This is a genomic window from Pseudomonas sp. SDO5215_S409 (assembly GCF_054071325.1).
The window spans coordinates 1-13,335 of the sequence record NZ_JBSVWN010000015.1 but is presented as its reverse complement, the minus strand read 5'-3'; the positions used below and the strand labels follow the sequence as shown (position 1 = coordinate 13,335).

12 protein-coding genes are annotated in these 13,335 nt (G+C 60.6%); 4 read left to right on the top strand and 8 right to left on the bottom strand.

Going from position 1 to position 13,335, the window contains the following annotated elements:
* Positions 1–38: 38 nt before the first annotated feature.
* From ACW9H9_RS10605 to ACW9H9_RS10575, 7 genes are all read right to left on the bottom strand, one after another.
* A complete protein-coding gene (locus tag ACW9H9_RS10605; RefSeq protein WP_457343177.1) occupies positions 39–1,319 on the bottom strand; it encodes a sensor histidine kinase in 1,281 nt (426 codons plus the stop codon).
* The gene (gene colR / locus ACW9H9_RS10600; RefSeq protein WP_457343178.1) at positions 1,309–1,992 is read right to left on the bottom strand and encodes a two-component system response regulator ColR; all 684 of its coding nucleotides are present in this window, start codon (positions 1,990–1,992) and stop codon (positions 1,309–1,311) included. Before colR ends, ACW9H9_RS10605 begins: the two co-directional genes overlap by 11 nt.
* Positions 1,993–2,262: 270 nt before the next feature.
* Positions 2,263–3,909, bottom strand: coding sequence for a chaperonin GroEL (gene groL, locus ACW9H9_RS10595; protein ID WP_457343179.1), 1,647 nt, complete (start codon positions 3,907–3,909; stop codon positions 2,263–2,265).
* Positions 3,910–3,958: 49 nt separating this feature from the next.
* Positions 3,959–4,255, bottom strand: coding sequence for a co-chaperone GroES (locus tag ACW9H9_RS10590; protein ID WP_457343180.1), 297 nt, complete (start codon positions 4,253–4,255; stop codon positions 3,959–3,961).
* A gap of 248 nt (positions 4,256–4,503) precedes the next feature.
* Positions 4,504–4,980, bottom strand: coding sequence for an FxsA family protein (locus ACW9H9_RS10585; protein ID WP_457343181.1), 477 nt, complete (start codon positions 4,978–4,980; stop codon positions 4,504–4,506).
* 66 nt (positions 4,981–5,046) lie between these two features.
* Positions 5,047–5,778: a HugZ family pyridoxamine 5'-phosphate oxidase gene (locus ACW9H9_RS10580; RefSeq protein ID WP_457343182.1), complete on the bottom strand. Its 732-nt coding sequence runs from the start codon at positions 5,776–5,778 to the stop codon at positions 5,047–5,049.
* Between the two features lie 174 nt (positions 5,779–5,952).
* Positions 5,953–6,960 carry a DUF481 domain-containing protein gene (locus ACW9H9_RS10575; protein WP_457343183.1) on the bottom strand — a complete coding sequence of 336 codons (1,008 nt, stop codon included), beginning with the start codon at positions 6,958–6,960 and terminating at the stop codon, positions 5,953–5,955.
* A 134-nt stretch (positions 6,961–7,094) separates the two neighbouring features.
* Here ACW9H9_RS10575 and ACW9H9_RS10570 point away from each other — a divergent pair, with 134 nt between their 5' ends.
* The 4 genes from ACW9H9_RS10570 to ACW9H9_RS10555 all read left to right on the top strand — a co-directional run bounded on the left by ACW9H9_RS10570 (position 7,095) and on the right by ACW9H9_RS10555 (position 11,905).
* Entirely contained in the window at positions 7,095–7,475 is a 381-nt protein-coding gene (locus ACW9H9_RS10570; RefSeq protein ID WP_457343184.1) for an MGMT family protein, read from the top strand.
* Between the two features lie 43 nt (positions 7,476–7,518).
* Positions 7,519–9,051 (top strand): AmpG family muropeptide MFS transporter, encoded by a 1,533-nt coding sequence (locus ACW9H9_RS10565; RefSeq protein WP_457343185.1) that lies wholly within the window; start codon positions 7,519–7,521, stop codon positions 9,049–9,051.
* Between the two features lie 164 nt (positions 9,052–9,215).
* The gene (locus tag ACW9H9_RS10560) at positions 9,216–10,931 is read left to right on the top strand and encodes a proline--tRNA ligase (RefSeq protein ID WP_457343186.1); all 1,716 of its coding nucleotides are present in this window, start codon (positions 9,216–9,218) and stop codon (positions 10,929–10,931) included.
* A 20-nt stretch (positions 10,932–10,951) separates the two neighbouring features.
* Positions 10,952–11,905 (top strand): hypothetical protein, encoded by a 954-nt coding sequence (locus tag ACW9H9_RS10555; RefSeq protein WP_457343187.1) that lies wholly within the window; start codon positions 10,952–10,954, stop codon positions 11,903–11,905.
* Positions 11,906–11,957: 52 nt separating this feature from the next.
* Here the strand turns inward: ACW9H9_RS10555 and dinB are convergent, their stop codons facing one another.
* Positions 11,958–13,016, bottom strand: coding sequence for a DNA polymerase IV (gene dinB / locus ACW9H9_RS10550; protein ID WP_457343188.1), 1,059 nt, complete (start codon positions 13,014–13,016; stop codon positions 11,958–11,960).
* Between the last annotated feature and the right edge of the window lie 319 nt (positions 13,017–13,335).

Here is a 13,335-nt window from a genome sequence, read left to right as displayed (position 1 = left end):
AGCCGGGATCTGCCGCCGGTGCGCGGCAGGCAGCGCGGTCAGGGTTTGGTCGGGTTCAGCTCAACATGAAAACGGCAGCCGTTGGGCTCCATGGTACTCAGGCTGACGCTCCAGCCCTGGTTCTCACAGATGCGCTGGACCAGGGACAAGCCCAGGCCCAGGCCCTCTCCGCGCTTCTCGCTGCCCCGCACGAAGGGCTCGAACATCGCCTCGCGCTTGTCCTCGGGAATGCCGACGCCGGAGTCTTCCACCACAAACCCGCTGGGCTCCAGCGTGAGGCGGATAAAGCCCTGTTCGGTGTAATGCAGGGCATTGCGCAGCAGGTTGCCCATTACCGCGTGCAAAAAAGTGGCGTTGTAGCGCGTGTCGAGGGGCTCGCCCGGCCGGTAGATCAATTCCAGGCCCTTGTGCTCGATCGGCCCACGCCAGATCCCGAGCAGGTCATCGGCCACTTGGGTCAGGTTGGCCTGGGGCGACATGCCAGCGTCTTCGTGCTGGGCACGGGCGAGCATCAGGAAGGTCTGCACCAGCTCGCGCATTTCTTCGGAGGCCCGGGCGATGCGGTCCACCTGTTTACGCCCGCGTTGGTCAATGGCCGGGTTTTCCAGCAGCAGTTCACACGAGGTGGCCAGCACCATTAAGGGCGTGCGCAGCTCGTGGCTGACGTCGCTGGTGAACATCTGCTCGCGCAGGAGCGCCTGGCGCAAGCGGCCCAGGGTCGCGTCAAAGGCCACGGCCAACTCGCCCACCTCGTCCGCGGCGTAATCCGGCGCCAGCGGCGGGGCCAGGCCGAGCAACTGGTCGCGATGACGCACCTGGCGCGCCAGGCGCACCACGGGCGCCATCACTTTGCGCGCCAGCACCCAACCAAGGAACACCGCCAACGCCAGGCTGAGCACAAACCCCACCAACACGACGGCAAACAGAATGCGCTCGCGTTCTTCGAAATCGCTCTGGTCTTGCAGCAGGACATAGCGGCGCCCGTCAACGATTTCGACCATGGCGTGGTAGGAAAGCTGCTCGCGAAACACCTCATGAAAGCCCGCGTCGAGGTGGCGCAGGTCCTTGGGTAACTCGAAATCACCGGGGCCGCCGCTGAAATAAAACAGCTGGTCGGGCTCGGGACGGTGGCTCCAGTCTTCGACGCTGTCCATCAGCAGCAGGCGTTGCAGGTCACCGCCCAGGCCTGCGGAGATGAGTTTTTCTTCAACCAGGTGAACGGTCGCAACGATCCCCATGGCGAAGGCCCCGGCCACCAGCGCACTCATCAACGCAAAGGCGATGATGATCCGTTGGGCAAGGCTTTGCTTAAACTCCATCGCGACCCTCGGCCAGGCGGTAACCCACACCGTGCACCGTTTGCAGCAACGGTTTGGCGAACGGCTTGTCGATCACCTGACGCAATTGGTGGACGTGGCTGCGCAGGCTGTCGCTGTCCGGGCAGTCATCGCCCCACAGGGCCTCTTCGAGAATTTCGCGGCGCAGGACATGCGGGCTTTTTTGCATCAGCACCGCCAACAGCTTCAGGCCGACCGGGTTGAGCTTGAGCAAGCGCCCCTGGCGGGTGACTTCCAGGGTATCGAGGTCATAGTTCAAGTCTGCCACCTGCAATGCCCGCCGCCCGCCGCCCTGGGCACGGCGCAATACGGCTTCGATCCGGGCGGCCAGCTCCGACAGGGCGAACGGTTTGAGCAGGTAGTCATCGGCACCGGACTTGAAGCCTTGCAGGCGGTCATCCAGTTGATCACGGGCGGTGAGCATGATCACCGGCGTGTCGCGCCGCGCATCTTCGCGCAGGCGTTTGCACAAGGTGTAGCCGTCGATGCCGGGCAACATGATGTCGAGCACGATCAGGTCGTAATGCTCGGTGGCGGCCAGGTGCAGCCCCGACAAACCGTCCTGCGCACAGTCCACGGTGTAGCCCTTGAGCCCCAAGTAATCGGCCAGGTTGGCCAGAATATCGCGGTTGTCTTCAACCAATAAAATGCGCATGGGCAGTGTCTCCGTTCGCGGTAGCGGCCGTGTCGGCTCGCGCAGCTTAAGGCCAAGTAAAGCTCACGGCTAGGCCTTGGACGGTCTTCGATTACTCTTTTCAACCGATTGCACCAGTTGACGAGTTTTTCACTATGACTTCACAGCGCTGTGACGCCACGAGTAGGAACATTGACTCTTTGCGGCAAAAAAGCGGTGATTTGCCGCCATGAAAAAGCCCCGCCTGCATCACTGCAGGCGGGGCTTTTTGAGTCGCCGGGTAAGGCTGGCTTACATCATGCCGCCCATGCCACCCATGCCGCCCATGTCTGGCATACCGCCGCCAGCTGGAGCGTCTTTCTTCGGTGCATCAGCCACGGCCGCTTCGGTGGTCAGGATCAGACCGCCGATGGAAGCCGCTGCTTGCAGCGCCGAACGGGTCACCTTGGTAGGGTCCAGGATGCCCATTTCGATCATGTCGCCGTATTCGCCAGTGGCGGCGTTGTAACCGAAGTTACCTTTGCCGTTCTTGACTTCGTTGACCACAACGCTTGGCTCGTCGCCGCTGTTGGCGGAGATCTGACGCAGCGGGGCTTCAACAGCGCGACGCAGAACGGCGATGCCGACGTCTTGGTCAGCGTTGTCGCCTTTCAGACCGTCGATGGCTTGCAGAGCACGGATCAGTGCGACGCCACCGCCAGGCACCACGCCTTCTTCAACGGCTGCGCGGGTTGCGTGCAGGGCGTCTTCAACGCGGGCTTTCTTCTCTTTCATTTCCACTTCGGAACCGGCACCGACCTTGATCACTGCAACGCCGCCGGACAGCTTGGCCAGGCGCTCTTGCAGTTTTTCACGGTCGTAGTCCGAGGACGTCTCGGCAACCTGGGCACGGATCTGGGCGATACGGCCTTCGATGTCGCCTTGTACGCCAGCACCGTCAACGATGATGGTGTTTTCCTTGGACAGGGTGACGCGCTTGGCGCTGCCCAGGTGGTCCAGGGTGGTGCTTTCCAGGCTCAGGCCGATCTCTTCGGAGATAACGGTACCGCCGGTCAGAACCGCGATGTCCTGCAGCATGGCCTTGCGACGGTCGCCGAAGCCTGGAGCCTTGACGGCTGCAACCTTCACGATACCGCGCATGTTGTTCACAACCAGCGTCGCCAGGGCTTCGCCTTCAACGTCTTCAGCCACGATCAGCAGTGGGCGGCCGGCTTTGGCAACGGCTTCCAGCACGGGCAGCATTTCGCGGATGTTGGAGATCTTTTTGTCGACCAGCAGGATCAGCGGGCCGTCGAGCTCGGCAACCATGGTGTCTGGCTTGTTGACGAAGTACGGGGACAGGTAGCCACGGTCGAACTGCATGCCTTCTACAACCGACAGTTCGTTTTCCAGGCCAGTGCCTTCTTCAACGGTGATCACGCCTTCTTTACCGACTTTTTCCATGGCTTCGGCAATGATGTCGCCGATGGAGCTGTCGGAGTTGGCGGAGATGGTGCCTACCTGAGCGATGGCCTTAGTGTCGGCGCATGGCTTGGACAGGGACTTGAGCTCTTTGACGATGGCGATGGTCGCCTTGTCGATACCGCGCTTGAGGTCCATCGGGTTCATGCCGGCAGCGACGGCCTTGAGGCCTTCGTTGACGATCGACTGAGCCAGAACGGTGGCGGTGGTGGTGCCGTCGCCTGCGTCATCGTTGGCACGGGAGGCAACGTCTTTGACCAACTGCGCGCCCATGTTTTCGAAACGGTCTTCGAGTTCGATTTCCTTGGCTACCGAAACGCCATCTTTGGTGATGGTCGGCGCGCCGAAGCTTTTTTCCAGGATCACGTTACGGCCTTTCGGGCCCAGGGTCGCTTTTACTGCGTCAGCCAGGACGTTGACACCGGTGAGCATTTTCTTGCGGGCGGAATCGCCGAATTTAACTTCTTTAGCAGCCATGATCGATATTCCTTAAATACTTTGGAGTAAAGGGAAAATGAGCGGGAAATCAGCCTTCGATAACAGCGAGGATTTCGTTCTCGCTCATTACCAGCAGGTCTTCGCCGTCGACTTTCACAGTGTTGCTGCCGGAGTAAGGGCCAAATACAACCTTGTCACCCACTTTCACGGCCAGCGCACGAACTTCACCGTTGTCCAGCACTTTGCCAGTACCGACAGCGATCACTTCGCCGTGGTTGGCTTTTTCAGCAGCCGAGCCCGGCAGGACGATACCGCCAGCGGTTTTCTTTTCTTCTTCGCTGCGACGGATAACGACGCGGTCATGCAGAGGACGAAGCTTGCTCATTGTCGATCTCTCCTAAGTTGTATGTTTCATCGGCCGGTGTCGTACCGGCGGGTTTAACCCGGCTGTGCCGGTCGCGGTTCGCGGGGCGAAACGCGGAAGTCTGTCCGGTGTGACCACCAGAAACCTTGCGGTGACCGTTACATAAGGGCGCATAAGCTTATTACAAGGCCCAGGGGTTAAATTTTTTACGGGTTTTTGCCCCGCCAAAAGCAACACGGCACCCAAAGGTGCCGTGTGCGGTTCAAGCCTCAGTGCGTGTCGCGGTGTTCGAACTCGCCTTCAATCACATCGCCTTCACGCCCCAGCGGCTGGCGTGGGGCCGGGCCGCCACGGGCCTGCAGGTCTTCGGCAAAGGCACGCTGGCGAATCGCCGCTTCCTCGGCGCGCTGGCGCATCTTGCCCGCCAGCAGGCGGCGGGTGAACGGCAGCAACATGACCAACCCCACCACCGCGCTGATAAAGCCCGGCAGGATCAACAGGCCACCCGCCAGGGCCATCATCAGGCCCTCGAGCATGGTCTGGGCTGGCAGCTCGCCACGGTTCAGGCTTTCACGCGCCCGCAGGGCGGTTGCCAGGCCGGCGACGCGCAGCACCAGAACGCCCAGCATCGAGCCGAGAATAATCAGCAGCAGGGCCGGGAAAAACCCGATTGCCCCGCTGACTTGAACGAATACAAACAGCTCCAACACCGGGAACAGCAGAAAGAGCAACAAAAAAGGGCGCATCAAATGGTTCCTCAACGCAAGAATGCCTTGCTACTTGATCCTAGATGACGTCGCCGTTTCGTGAATTCAAGCGCTGGCAGGGGCTTTTTTAGGCCATTGCTGGGCGCGAGCCAGGAAAACCAGGGCCTCGCGAACTTGTGTCGGGTTGTTGCAAGACTCTGCAAAGGGCAGCCAAAACAACGCCTGGCCGATACGCAGGTGCATGCCTTCACTGTCGATCCCGGCCAACTGCGCAGGCTCGTTGGTCGGTAAGCCGGTGAGTTCCACGTAGTGGGCAATGGCGTTGGCGTGATCACTGTTCATGTGCTCGACCATGCTCAACTCGGCCTTGCCGGCAAACGGGTTGGCCAGGGTCAGGTCATCCACCCAGTGGATGGCGCCAAAACCGCCGATGTAACGATGACGCACCGGCTTGAGCACCCAGAAATCAAAGTCGTGGGCCTTGTGGTAGTTCGCCGAATCGGGGAAATAACGGTAGTAACGCTCGGCTGCGGCTTCGATGGCGGCGCTGTCCTCGAGCTTTTCGGCCTCGGCCAGGTAGGTCAGGCGCCCTACGGCCTGCACGTCATCAGCTTCGCGCTCGCCCACCAATAAGGAGCACTTGGGGTCTTTTTGCAGGTTATGGGTGTGCTGGGCGATGCGGCTGATCAGGATCAACGGTCGACCGTCCGCGTCCAGGCAGTAAGGCACCACCGAGCCAAAAGGAAAACCGGGCATGGCTTTGGACTGCGTGGCGAGTGCCCCGCGATATTCCTTGAGCAGTAGCTCTCGGGCATTTTTGGCAACGTGCGCGCTCAACGTGTGACTCCTTTGAAAAATCCCATCAACAAACAAACCTGGAGAGCCACTGATTTCTGCCCGCCGGACATGCGAATGCATCTCAACGACAAAATAATCATTATGACCGGTGCTTGCCAAGGGACTTTTTTAACAGCGGGCCCACCCTGTCACGGTGAGCCCGCCGCCAATACGCTACCAGGCCACGCCAAAGCCTGCGGTATAGCGGGTCTTGTTCAGGGCACTGTTTGAGTCACCGCTAATAATGTCGCGCTCGGCCTTGAGGTTCAGCGAGGCCCACTCGGTAACTTTGTAGCGCAGGCCCATTTCTGCATCGAGGGCGTAGCTGGACGGGCCCGACAACGGCTTGCCCAGTTCGCCATTGGTGAAGAACTCGACCGTCTTGCCCACCAGATAGCGGTTGTAGTTCCACTTCATTGCCAGCGAGTAGAAGTTGTCTTTGCCGCCGTCCGAATATTCGTAGTCGGTACGGTTGACCAGCGAACCCAGCGAGAACGCGCCCAATTCGTCGTCCCAGAACTGATAGCCCGGGCCTGTACCCACGGTGCGCTGGCGGGACAGGTCTTCGACCTTGTCACGCTTGTAGGTCAAGCGGCCCTGCCAGAACCAATGCTCGGTGATAAAGCGGTCCAGGTCGTACTCCAGCGACCAGTTGTCGGTGGTGGTCACGTCGTCCTGGAACTCACGGTTGTATTCGCCCTGCCCGGTATGGCGCCACTGGCCGTGACGGGCGGTGGTCTTGAAGTCGATGTCGTAGTCGTTGGTGTCTTTTTCGGCACGTTTGTAGTCCAGTGCCAGGTCGACGTTGCCTTTCCACACCAGGTCTTCGATGACGGGCTTGGGCTTGATGATCTGCTGGATACTCGCCAGTTCCACCGTCTTGGGCGCTTCGCCGTTGGCCAGGATGACCGTGCCATCCTCGGAGGCCTTGAGGGACTTGGCCTTTTCTCCGGTGTAGGCGTCCTGCTTGACCAGCAACTCCTGGTCGCTTTCCAGGGTTTTCACCTGTTTCCAGTCCACCGGGATGGCACCGGCATAGTCGGTCTGGATCAACAGCTTGCCGCCGTCGAACAACTTGATCTTGCCGGTCAGGCGATCCCCGTTCTTCAACCAGACGGTGTCGGCGAGCAAGGGCGTGGAGGCGCTGAAAACAGCGAGGCATAGCAGGGTTCTGGACAACATAAACGAATACAGGGCTCAAGTTTGACGAAAAAACGGGCATTATCGGGGCGGATAACCTCTTAGCAAGGACTGACTCGGCTATGGGTATCGAGTTCCGTAATGTCCCCGAGATTTACAGAGGTTTCCTACAGGAAATGCACAAATCCACCGAATCGCCCGCCCAGAACCAGACAGGCGACGCACCGCAAAGCCCCGCCGAAATGCGCCGTACGGCGCTGTACCTGACGCTCGCCCAAGTGCCGGAAGGCTGTGTGGTGAGCTACGGCGAACTGGCGCACCTGGCCGGGTTGGGCCGCGCCGCACGCTGGGTGGGCCGGACCCTCAGCCAGCTGCCCGAGGACACGCGGCTGCCCTGGCATCGGGTGTTGGGTGCCGGTGGTCGGATAAGTCTTCCTGCTGGCACGGCATCAGGGGACGAGCAACGCGCGCGTTTGCGCGGTGAAGGTGTCAGCGTGCTGAACAATCGTGTGGATATTCAGCGTCATGGCTGGCGCCCGGTAGAGCACAGCGGTTAGAGTGCGCGCTTTGTTTCCGTAAATCTGAGGCAGACTCCAGCCCATGCCCCGTAAAACCTGGCGCGCCGCGCTCGCCGCCTATGCCAGCCCTTCGACGTTAGTGCTGTTGTTGCTCGGCTTCGCCGCCGGCTTGCCTTACATGTTGGTGTTCTCGACGCTTTCGGTCTGGTTGCGCGAAGCCGGTGTGGCCCGCGAAACCATCGGCTATGCGAGCCTGATCGGCCTGGCATATGCCTTCAAATGGGTCTGGTCGCCCCTGCTCGACCAATGGCGCCTGCCGTTGCTCGGCAAGCTGGGCCGTCGCCGCTCCTGGCTGGTACTGGCCCAAACCCTGGTGATCCTCGGTTTGATCGGCATGGGCTTTTGCGACCCGCAAAAACACTTGTCCTGGCTGATTGCCATTGCCGTTGTCGTAGCCTTCGCTTCCGCGACGCAAGACATCGCCGTGGATGCCTATCGCCTGGAAATTGCCGATGACAGCCGCCAGGCCGCACTGGCCGCCAGCTATATGTCCGGCTACCGCATCGCCGCCCTGCTGGCCACCGCCGGTGCGCTGTTTTTCGCCGAGGGTTTCGGCTCGACCGGCTTCAACTACAAACATTCCGCATGGGCGGGCACCTACCTGTTGTTTGGCGTGCTGATGATACCGGCGCTGCTCACCACCTTTTTCATGCGTGAACCCGATGTGCCGCTGCGCACTCAATTGCAGGCCGGGCGCTACACGTTTTCCCACCAATTGATGTCGGTGTTCGTCCTGATCATCCTGCTGGTGTCTGTCCCGGCGATGTTCACCAACCTGTACAACACCGACTTCGCCAGCGTGCTGTTCCACGGCGTCAGCCTGCTCGACCTGCTGCTCGAAGACCGCGCGTTTTTGCGTTCCATCCTTTATATCCTGCTCACCACCCTGTGCCTGTCGACCATGGGCCGCCGGGGGCTGGCGCCGGTGCTGACGCCGGTCAACGACTTTATCCTGCGTTACCGCTGGCAAGCGCTGTTGCTGCTGGGGCTGATTGCCACCTACCGCATGTCCGACACGGTCATGGGCGTGATGGCCAACGTCTTTTATATCGACCAGGGCTTCACCAAGGACCAGATCGCTGGCGTCAGCAAGATCTTCGGCCTGGTCATGACCCTGTTGGGCGCCGGTATGGGCGGCCTGTTGATCGTACGTTTCGGCATCTTGCCCATCCTGTTTATCGGTGGCGTCGCGTCGGCGGGCACTAACCTGCTGTTTCTGATGCTCGCCGACATGGGACCAGACCTGCAGATGCTGATTTTCACCATCTCCCTGGATAACTTCAGTTCTGGCATGGCGACCTCGGCGTTCGTCGCATACCTGTCCAGCCTGACCAACCTCAAGTTCTCCGCCACCCAATACGCCCTGCTCAGCTCGATCATGTTGCTGCTGCCACGGCTGATCGGCGGGTATTCGGGGGTGATGGTGGAGAAGTTCGGCTATCACAACTTCTTCCTGATCACGGCGGTGATGGGCGTGCCGACCTTGTTCCTGATTGCCTTGCACTGGTTTCAGGAGCGCCGCCGCGGCCCCCTGGTTCCGCAAGAAGAAGCCTGAGTGTTCAGGGCCCGTGCCAATCGGCGCGGCCCCACCAAACGCCGGGCCGCGACGCGTAAGCCTGCGCCTGTCGCGCCCCCGGCAGCCTGATACCTGTACGCCAGCAGTTTGCGCCCGTACAATCCCAAGTCATTTCAAGATCAAGCAACCGACAACGGCCTACCATGCGCACCAGTCAATATTTGCTCGCCACACAGAAAGAAACGCCTTCCGACGCGGTCGTCATCAGCCACCAACTGATGCTGCGCGCCGGCATGATCCGCAAACTGGCCTCGGGCCTGTACACCTGGCTGCCCATGGGCTTGAAGGTGATGCGCAAGGTCGAAGCCATCGTTCGTGAAGAGATGAACGCCGCCGGCTCTCTGGAAGTGTTGATGCCGAGCACCCAACCGGCTGAGCTGTGGCAGGAATCCGGGCGCTGGGAAGAATACGGCCCGGAGCTTTTGCGCTTCAAGGACCGTCACGGCCGCGATTTCTGCGCAGGCCCTACCCACGAAGAAGTCATCACCGACCTGGCCCGTAACGAGCTGAGCAGCTATAAACAGCTGCCGCTGAACATGTACCAGATCCAGACCAAATTTCGTGACGAAATCCGCCCACGCTTCGGTTTGATGCGCGGTCGTGAATTCATCATGAAAGACGCGTACTCGTTCCACGCAGACCAGGCTTCCCTGCAGGTCACCTACGACCGCATGCACCAGGCCTACTGCAACGTGTTTACCCGCCTGGGCCTCAAGTTCCGCCCGGTCGAAGCCGACAATGGCTCCATCGGTGGCGCAGGCTCCCACGAGTTCCACGTGCTGGCCGAGTCCGGTGAAGATGACATCGTCTTCAGCAACGGCTCCGACTACGCCGCAAACATCGAAAAAGCCGAAGCCGTGCCGCGCGAAACCTTGCGCGCGCCCGCCACCGAAGCGCTGCGCCTGGTGGACACGCCAGACACCAAGACCATCGCGGCCCTGGTGGAAAAATTCAGCCTGCCGATTGAAAAGACCATCAAGACCCTGATCGTGCACGCCGAGGAAGAAGGCAAGCTGATCGCGCTGGTGATCCGTGGCGACCACGAACTCAACGAAATCAAGGCCGCCCAGCAACCGGGCGTGGCCAGCCCGCTGGTCATGGCCAGTGATGCCGAACTGCGCGACGCGATTGGCGCCGGTGCAGGTTCCCTGGGCCCGCTGAACCTGCCGCTGCCGATCATCATCGACCGCTCGGTCGCACTGATGAGCGACTTCGGTATCGGCGCCAACATCGACGACAAACACTACTTCGGCGTGAACTGGGAACGCGACCTGCCGGTGCCGACCGTGGCCGACCTGCGCAACGTGGTGGCGGGCGACCCGAGCCCGGACGGCAAGGGCACGCTGGAGATCAAGCGCGGCATCGAAGTGGGGCACATCTTCCAGCTGGGCGACAAGTACAGCAAGGCGATGAAGTGCGAAGTGCTGGGCGAGAACGGCAAGCCAGTCACCCTGCAAATGGGTTGCTACGGCATTGGCGTGTCCCGCGTGGTGGCGGCCGCCATCGAGCAGAACAACGACGAAAAAGGCATCATCTGGAGCGACGCCCTGGCGCCCTTCCAGATCGCTCTGGTGCCGCTGCGCTACGAGACCGAGCAGGTTCGCGAAGCCACCGACGCGCTGTATGCCGAACTCACGGCCGCAGGGTTTGAGGTGCTGCTGGATGACCGTGACAAGAAAACCAGCCCGGGCATCAAGTTCGCCGACATGGAACTGATTGGCATCCCGCACCGGATCGTGGTCAGTGACCGTGGCCTGGCCGATGGCAACCTGGAATACAAGAGCCGGACCGAAGCCGAAGCCCAAGCGTTGCCGGTGGCTGAAGTGCTGTCTTTCCTTCAGGCGCGTATTCGTCGCTGAAAACCAGATCAAGAGACGTCATGTTCAAGCGAAACACCAAAGCCCTGGGGGGCGCCGCGTTATGCGGCGCCCTGATGGTCAGCGGCTGCGCCAATCAAATGTCGCAACGCAGCGAGCACGAGGAACGCATCGAGCGAAAATTGCTCGATCACAGCCTGCAGATCGATGTCGGCGACCCCAACGTGCTGGAGCTGCCGCAACGCCGGGTGCGTATTCACGAACAGAAGACCTTTGAGGTTACCGAGTTCGAAGTCACCCGGCGTTACGACCGCTACACCCCCTACCAGCCGTGGCGCAAAGTCTACGAAATGCCCCTTGGCGCAGTGGCGCTTGTCGCAGGCGTGGGCGCCAACGTGGCCAACGTGTTTGCCTTGGGCAACTTGCCCAGCAGCATGACCCACGACTGGCTGAGCTACGGCATAGACGGCATCAACCCGTTCATGAACGTGCAGTCCCATGGCCGCGCGCAGCAGAACCTGGCCGGTATCGATGAAGTCCAGCGTGACAAGCGCCTGGAGTACTCGAGCCTGCCGTGGAGCGAACGACCGGTGCAGGTCAGTGTCGGCAAAAACGCCTACGACCTCACCACCGATCGCAACGGGGTACTGCGCCTGAACCTGTTGGACAGCCCGTTCGCCGAACAGGACTTGAACCGTGTCGGCAGTTTGCAGATCAGCATTGAAGATGCTCAGGATGACGTGCATTCGCACGCCTCGCTGGCCATCAGCCCGACGCTGCGCAGCAAGTTGCTGGAAGCTCATCGCTTGATTTATGACGACCTGGAAGACGACGACATCAGCCAGTGGGTGCACCGGGTCAAGCGGCTGTCAGAGCTGGGCCTGGAAGAGGAAGCCAGCGAGCTGGAGCAAAGCCTCATCGAACTGACCCGCAATGATCCCGAGTTGCAGCAGGAGTTTCTCCAGGCACTGACCAAACAGGCCGGTCGACTGGTCGCAGACCCCGGGGCCAACTAGGCCTCTTGACGAACAGGTGTGGGGGGCACTCCCCCACCGCCTGCCCCAGCCTTTACCAGGCGAGCTCCAATTGCTCGTTGCCCCCGCTCAAATCCAGCAACCTCACGCCTATCCCCAACAGCCGCACAGGCTTGGCGCCCCGATTGAAGGCCTGCGTCAGCAGTTGTTGATAACTGTCCAGGTCACGCCCTGCCCCCGCCTGCTCCAACGTGGTTTGGGTAAAGTCATGGAACTTCACTTTGACGAATGGCTTGCCGGCGCGGTAACTGCTGTCGATACGGGCCATGCGCCCCGCCAGCGTTTGCATCAACTCCGGCAGCTTTTCCAGGCAACTGGGCAAATCCGGCAGGTCGACGTCGTAGGTGTTCTCCACACTGATGGACTGCCGGCGGCTGTCGTTCTGCACCACCCGGTCATCAATCCCACGTGCCAGGCTCCACAACCGCTCGCCAAAACTGCCGAATTCGCGCACCAGCGCCAGCTTGTTCCACTCGCGCAATTGCAGGCAGTCTTCAATGCCCAGCCGGGCGAGCTTGTCGGCGGTGACCTTGCCCACACCATGCAACTTGCTCACCGGCAACATTGAAACAAAGTCCTCGACCTGGTCGGGGGTGATGACAAACAACCCGTTGGGTTTCTTCCAGTCGCTGGCGATCTTGGCCAGAAACTTGTTCGGCGCCACCCCGGCAGACACGGTGATGTGCAGCTGGTTCGACACCCGGCGGCGGATGTCCTGGGCGATGCGTGTGGCGCTGCCGCCAAAATGAGGGCTGTCCGACACGTCCAGGTAGGCTTCGTCCAGCGACAGCGGCTCGATCAGGTCGGTGTAGTCGCGGAAAATACCCTGGATTTCTTTCGAGGCTTCTTTATAAGCGTCCATGCGTGGCTTGACGATGGTCAGGTCAGGGCACAGCTTCAAAGCATGGCGCGAGGACATGGCGGAACGCACACCGTACGCCCGCGCCTCATAGTTGCAGGTAGCGATGACCCCGCGCCGATCCGCCGCGCCGCCGACCGCCAGCGGCTTTTGCGCCAGGCTCGGGTCATCACGCATCTCGATGGCGGCGTAGAAACAGTCACAGTCGACGTGGATGATTTTGCGCTGCGTCATATAAACGTAGTGTGGATCAACGGATGGGCAGTATCTCACTCACCCCTGTATATAGCACCAGTAGTTTGAATCTTCCGCCCAAAGGGTAGGAAAAGTGCGTGCTGAATTTATTTTCTCAATCAAAAAATGCCCCTTGATAGAACCAAAAGGCCTGCCCCGGCGGGCGCGACACGCGTTTTCCCGCGCTAAGCAATTGACGCAAAAGCGCTTTTCTTTGAATCAACGGTTGACAGCTTTTAAATCCTCTGTAGAATGCCGCCACATCAGACGCGGGATGGAGCAGCCTGGTAGCTCGTCGGGCTCATAACCCGAAGGTCGT

Excerpts from the sequence above, each read along its gene's own strand:
- ACW9H9_RS10605 (WP_457343177.1), bottom strand. The coding sequence starts at position 1,319 with ATGGAGTTTAAGCAAAGCCTTGCCCAACGGATCATCATCGCCTTTGCG.
- colR (WP_457343178.1), bottom strand. The coding sequence starts at position 1,992 with ATGCGCATTTTATTGGTTGAAGACAACCGCGATATTCTGGCCAACCTG.
- groL (WP_457343179.1), bottom strand. The coding sequence starts at position 3,909 with ATGGCTGCTAAAGAAGTTAAATTCGGCGATTCCGCCCGCAAGAAAATG.
- ACW9H9_RS10590 (WP_457343180.1), bottom strand. The coding sequence starts at position 4,255 with ATGAGCAAGCTTCGTCCTCTGCATGACCGCGTCGTTATCCGTCGCAGC.
- ACW9H9_RS10585 (WP_457343181.1), bottom strand. The coding sequence starts at position 4,980 with ATGCGCCCTTTTTTGTTGCTCTTTCTGCTGTTCCCGGTGTTGGAGCTG.
- ACW9H9_RS10575 (WP_457343183.1), bottom strand. The coding sequence starts at position 6,960 with ATGTTGTCCAGAACCCTGCTATGCCTCGCTGTTTTCAGCGCCTCCACG.
- ACW9H9_RS10570 (WP_457343184.1), top strand. The coding sequence starts at position 7,095 with ATGCACAAATCCACCGAATCGCCCGCCCAGAACCAGACAGGCGACGCA.
- ACW9H9_RS10565 (WP_457343185.1), top strand. The coding sequence starts at position 7,519 with ATGCCCCGTAAAACCTGGCGCGCCGCGCTCGCCGCCTATGCCAGCCCT.
- ACW9H9_RS10560 (WP_457343186.1), top strand. The coding sequence starts at position 9,216 with ATGCGCACCAGTCAATATTTGCTCGCCACACAGAAAGAAACGCCTTCC.
- ACW9H9_RS10555 (WP_457343187.1), top strand. The coding sequence starts at position 10,952 with ATGTTCAAGCGAAACACCAAAGCCCTGGGGGGCGCCGCGTTATGCGGC.
- dinB (WP_457343188.1), bottom strand. The coding sequence starts at position 13,016 with ATGACGCAGCGCAAAATCATCCACGTCGACTGTGACTGTTTCTACGCC.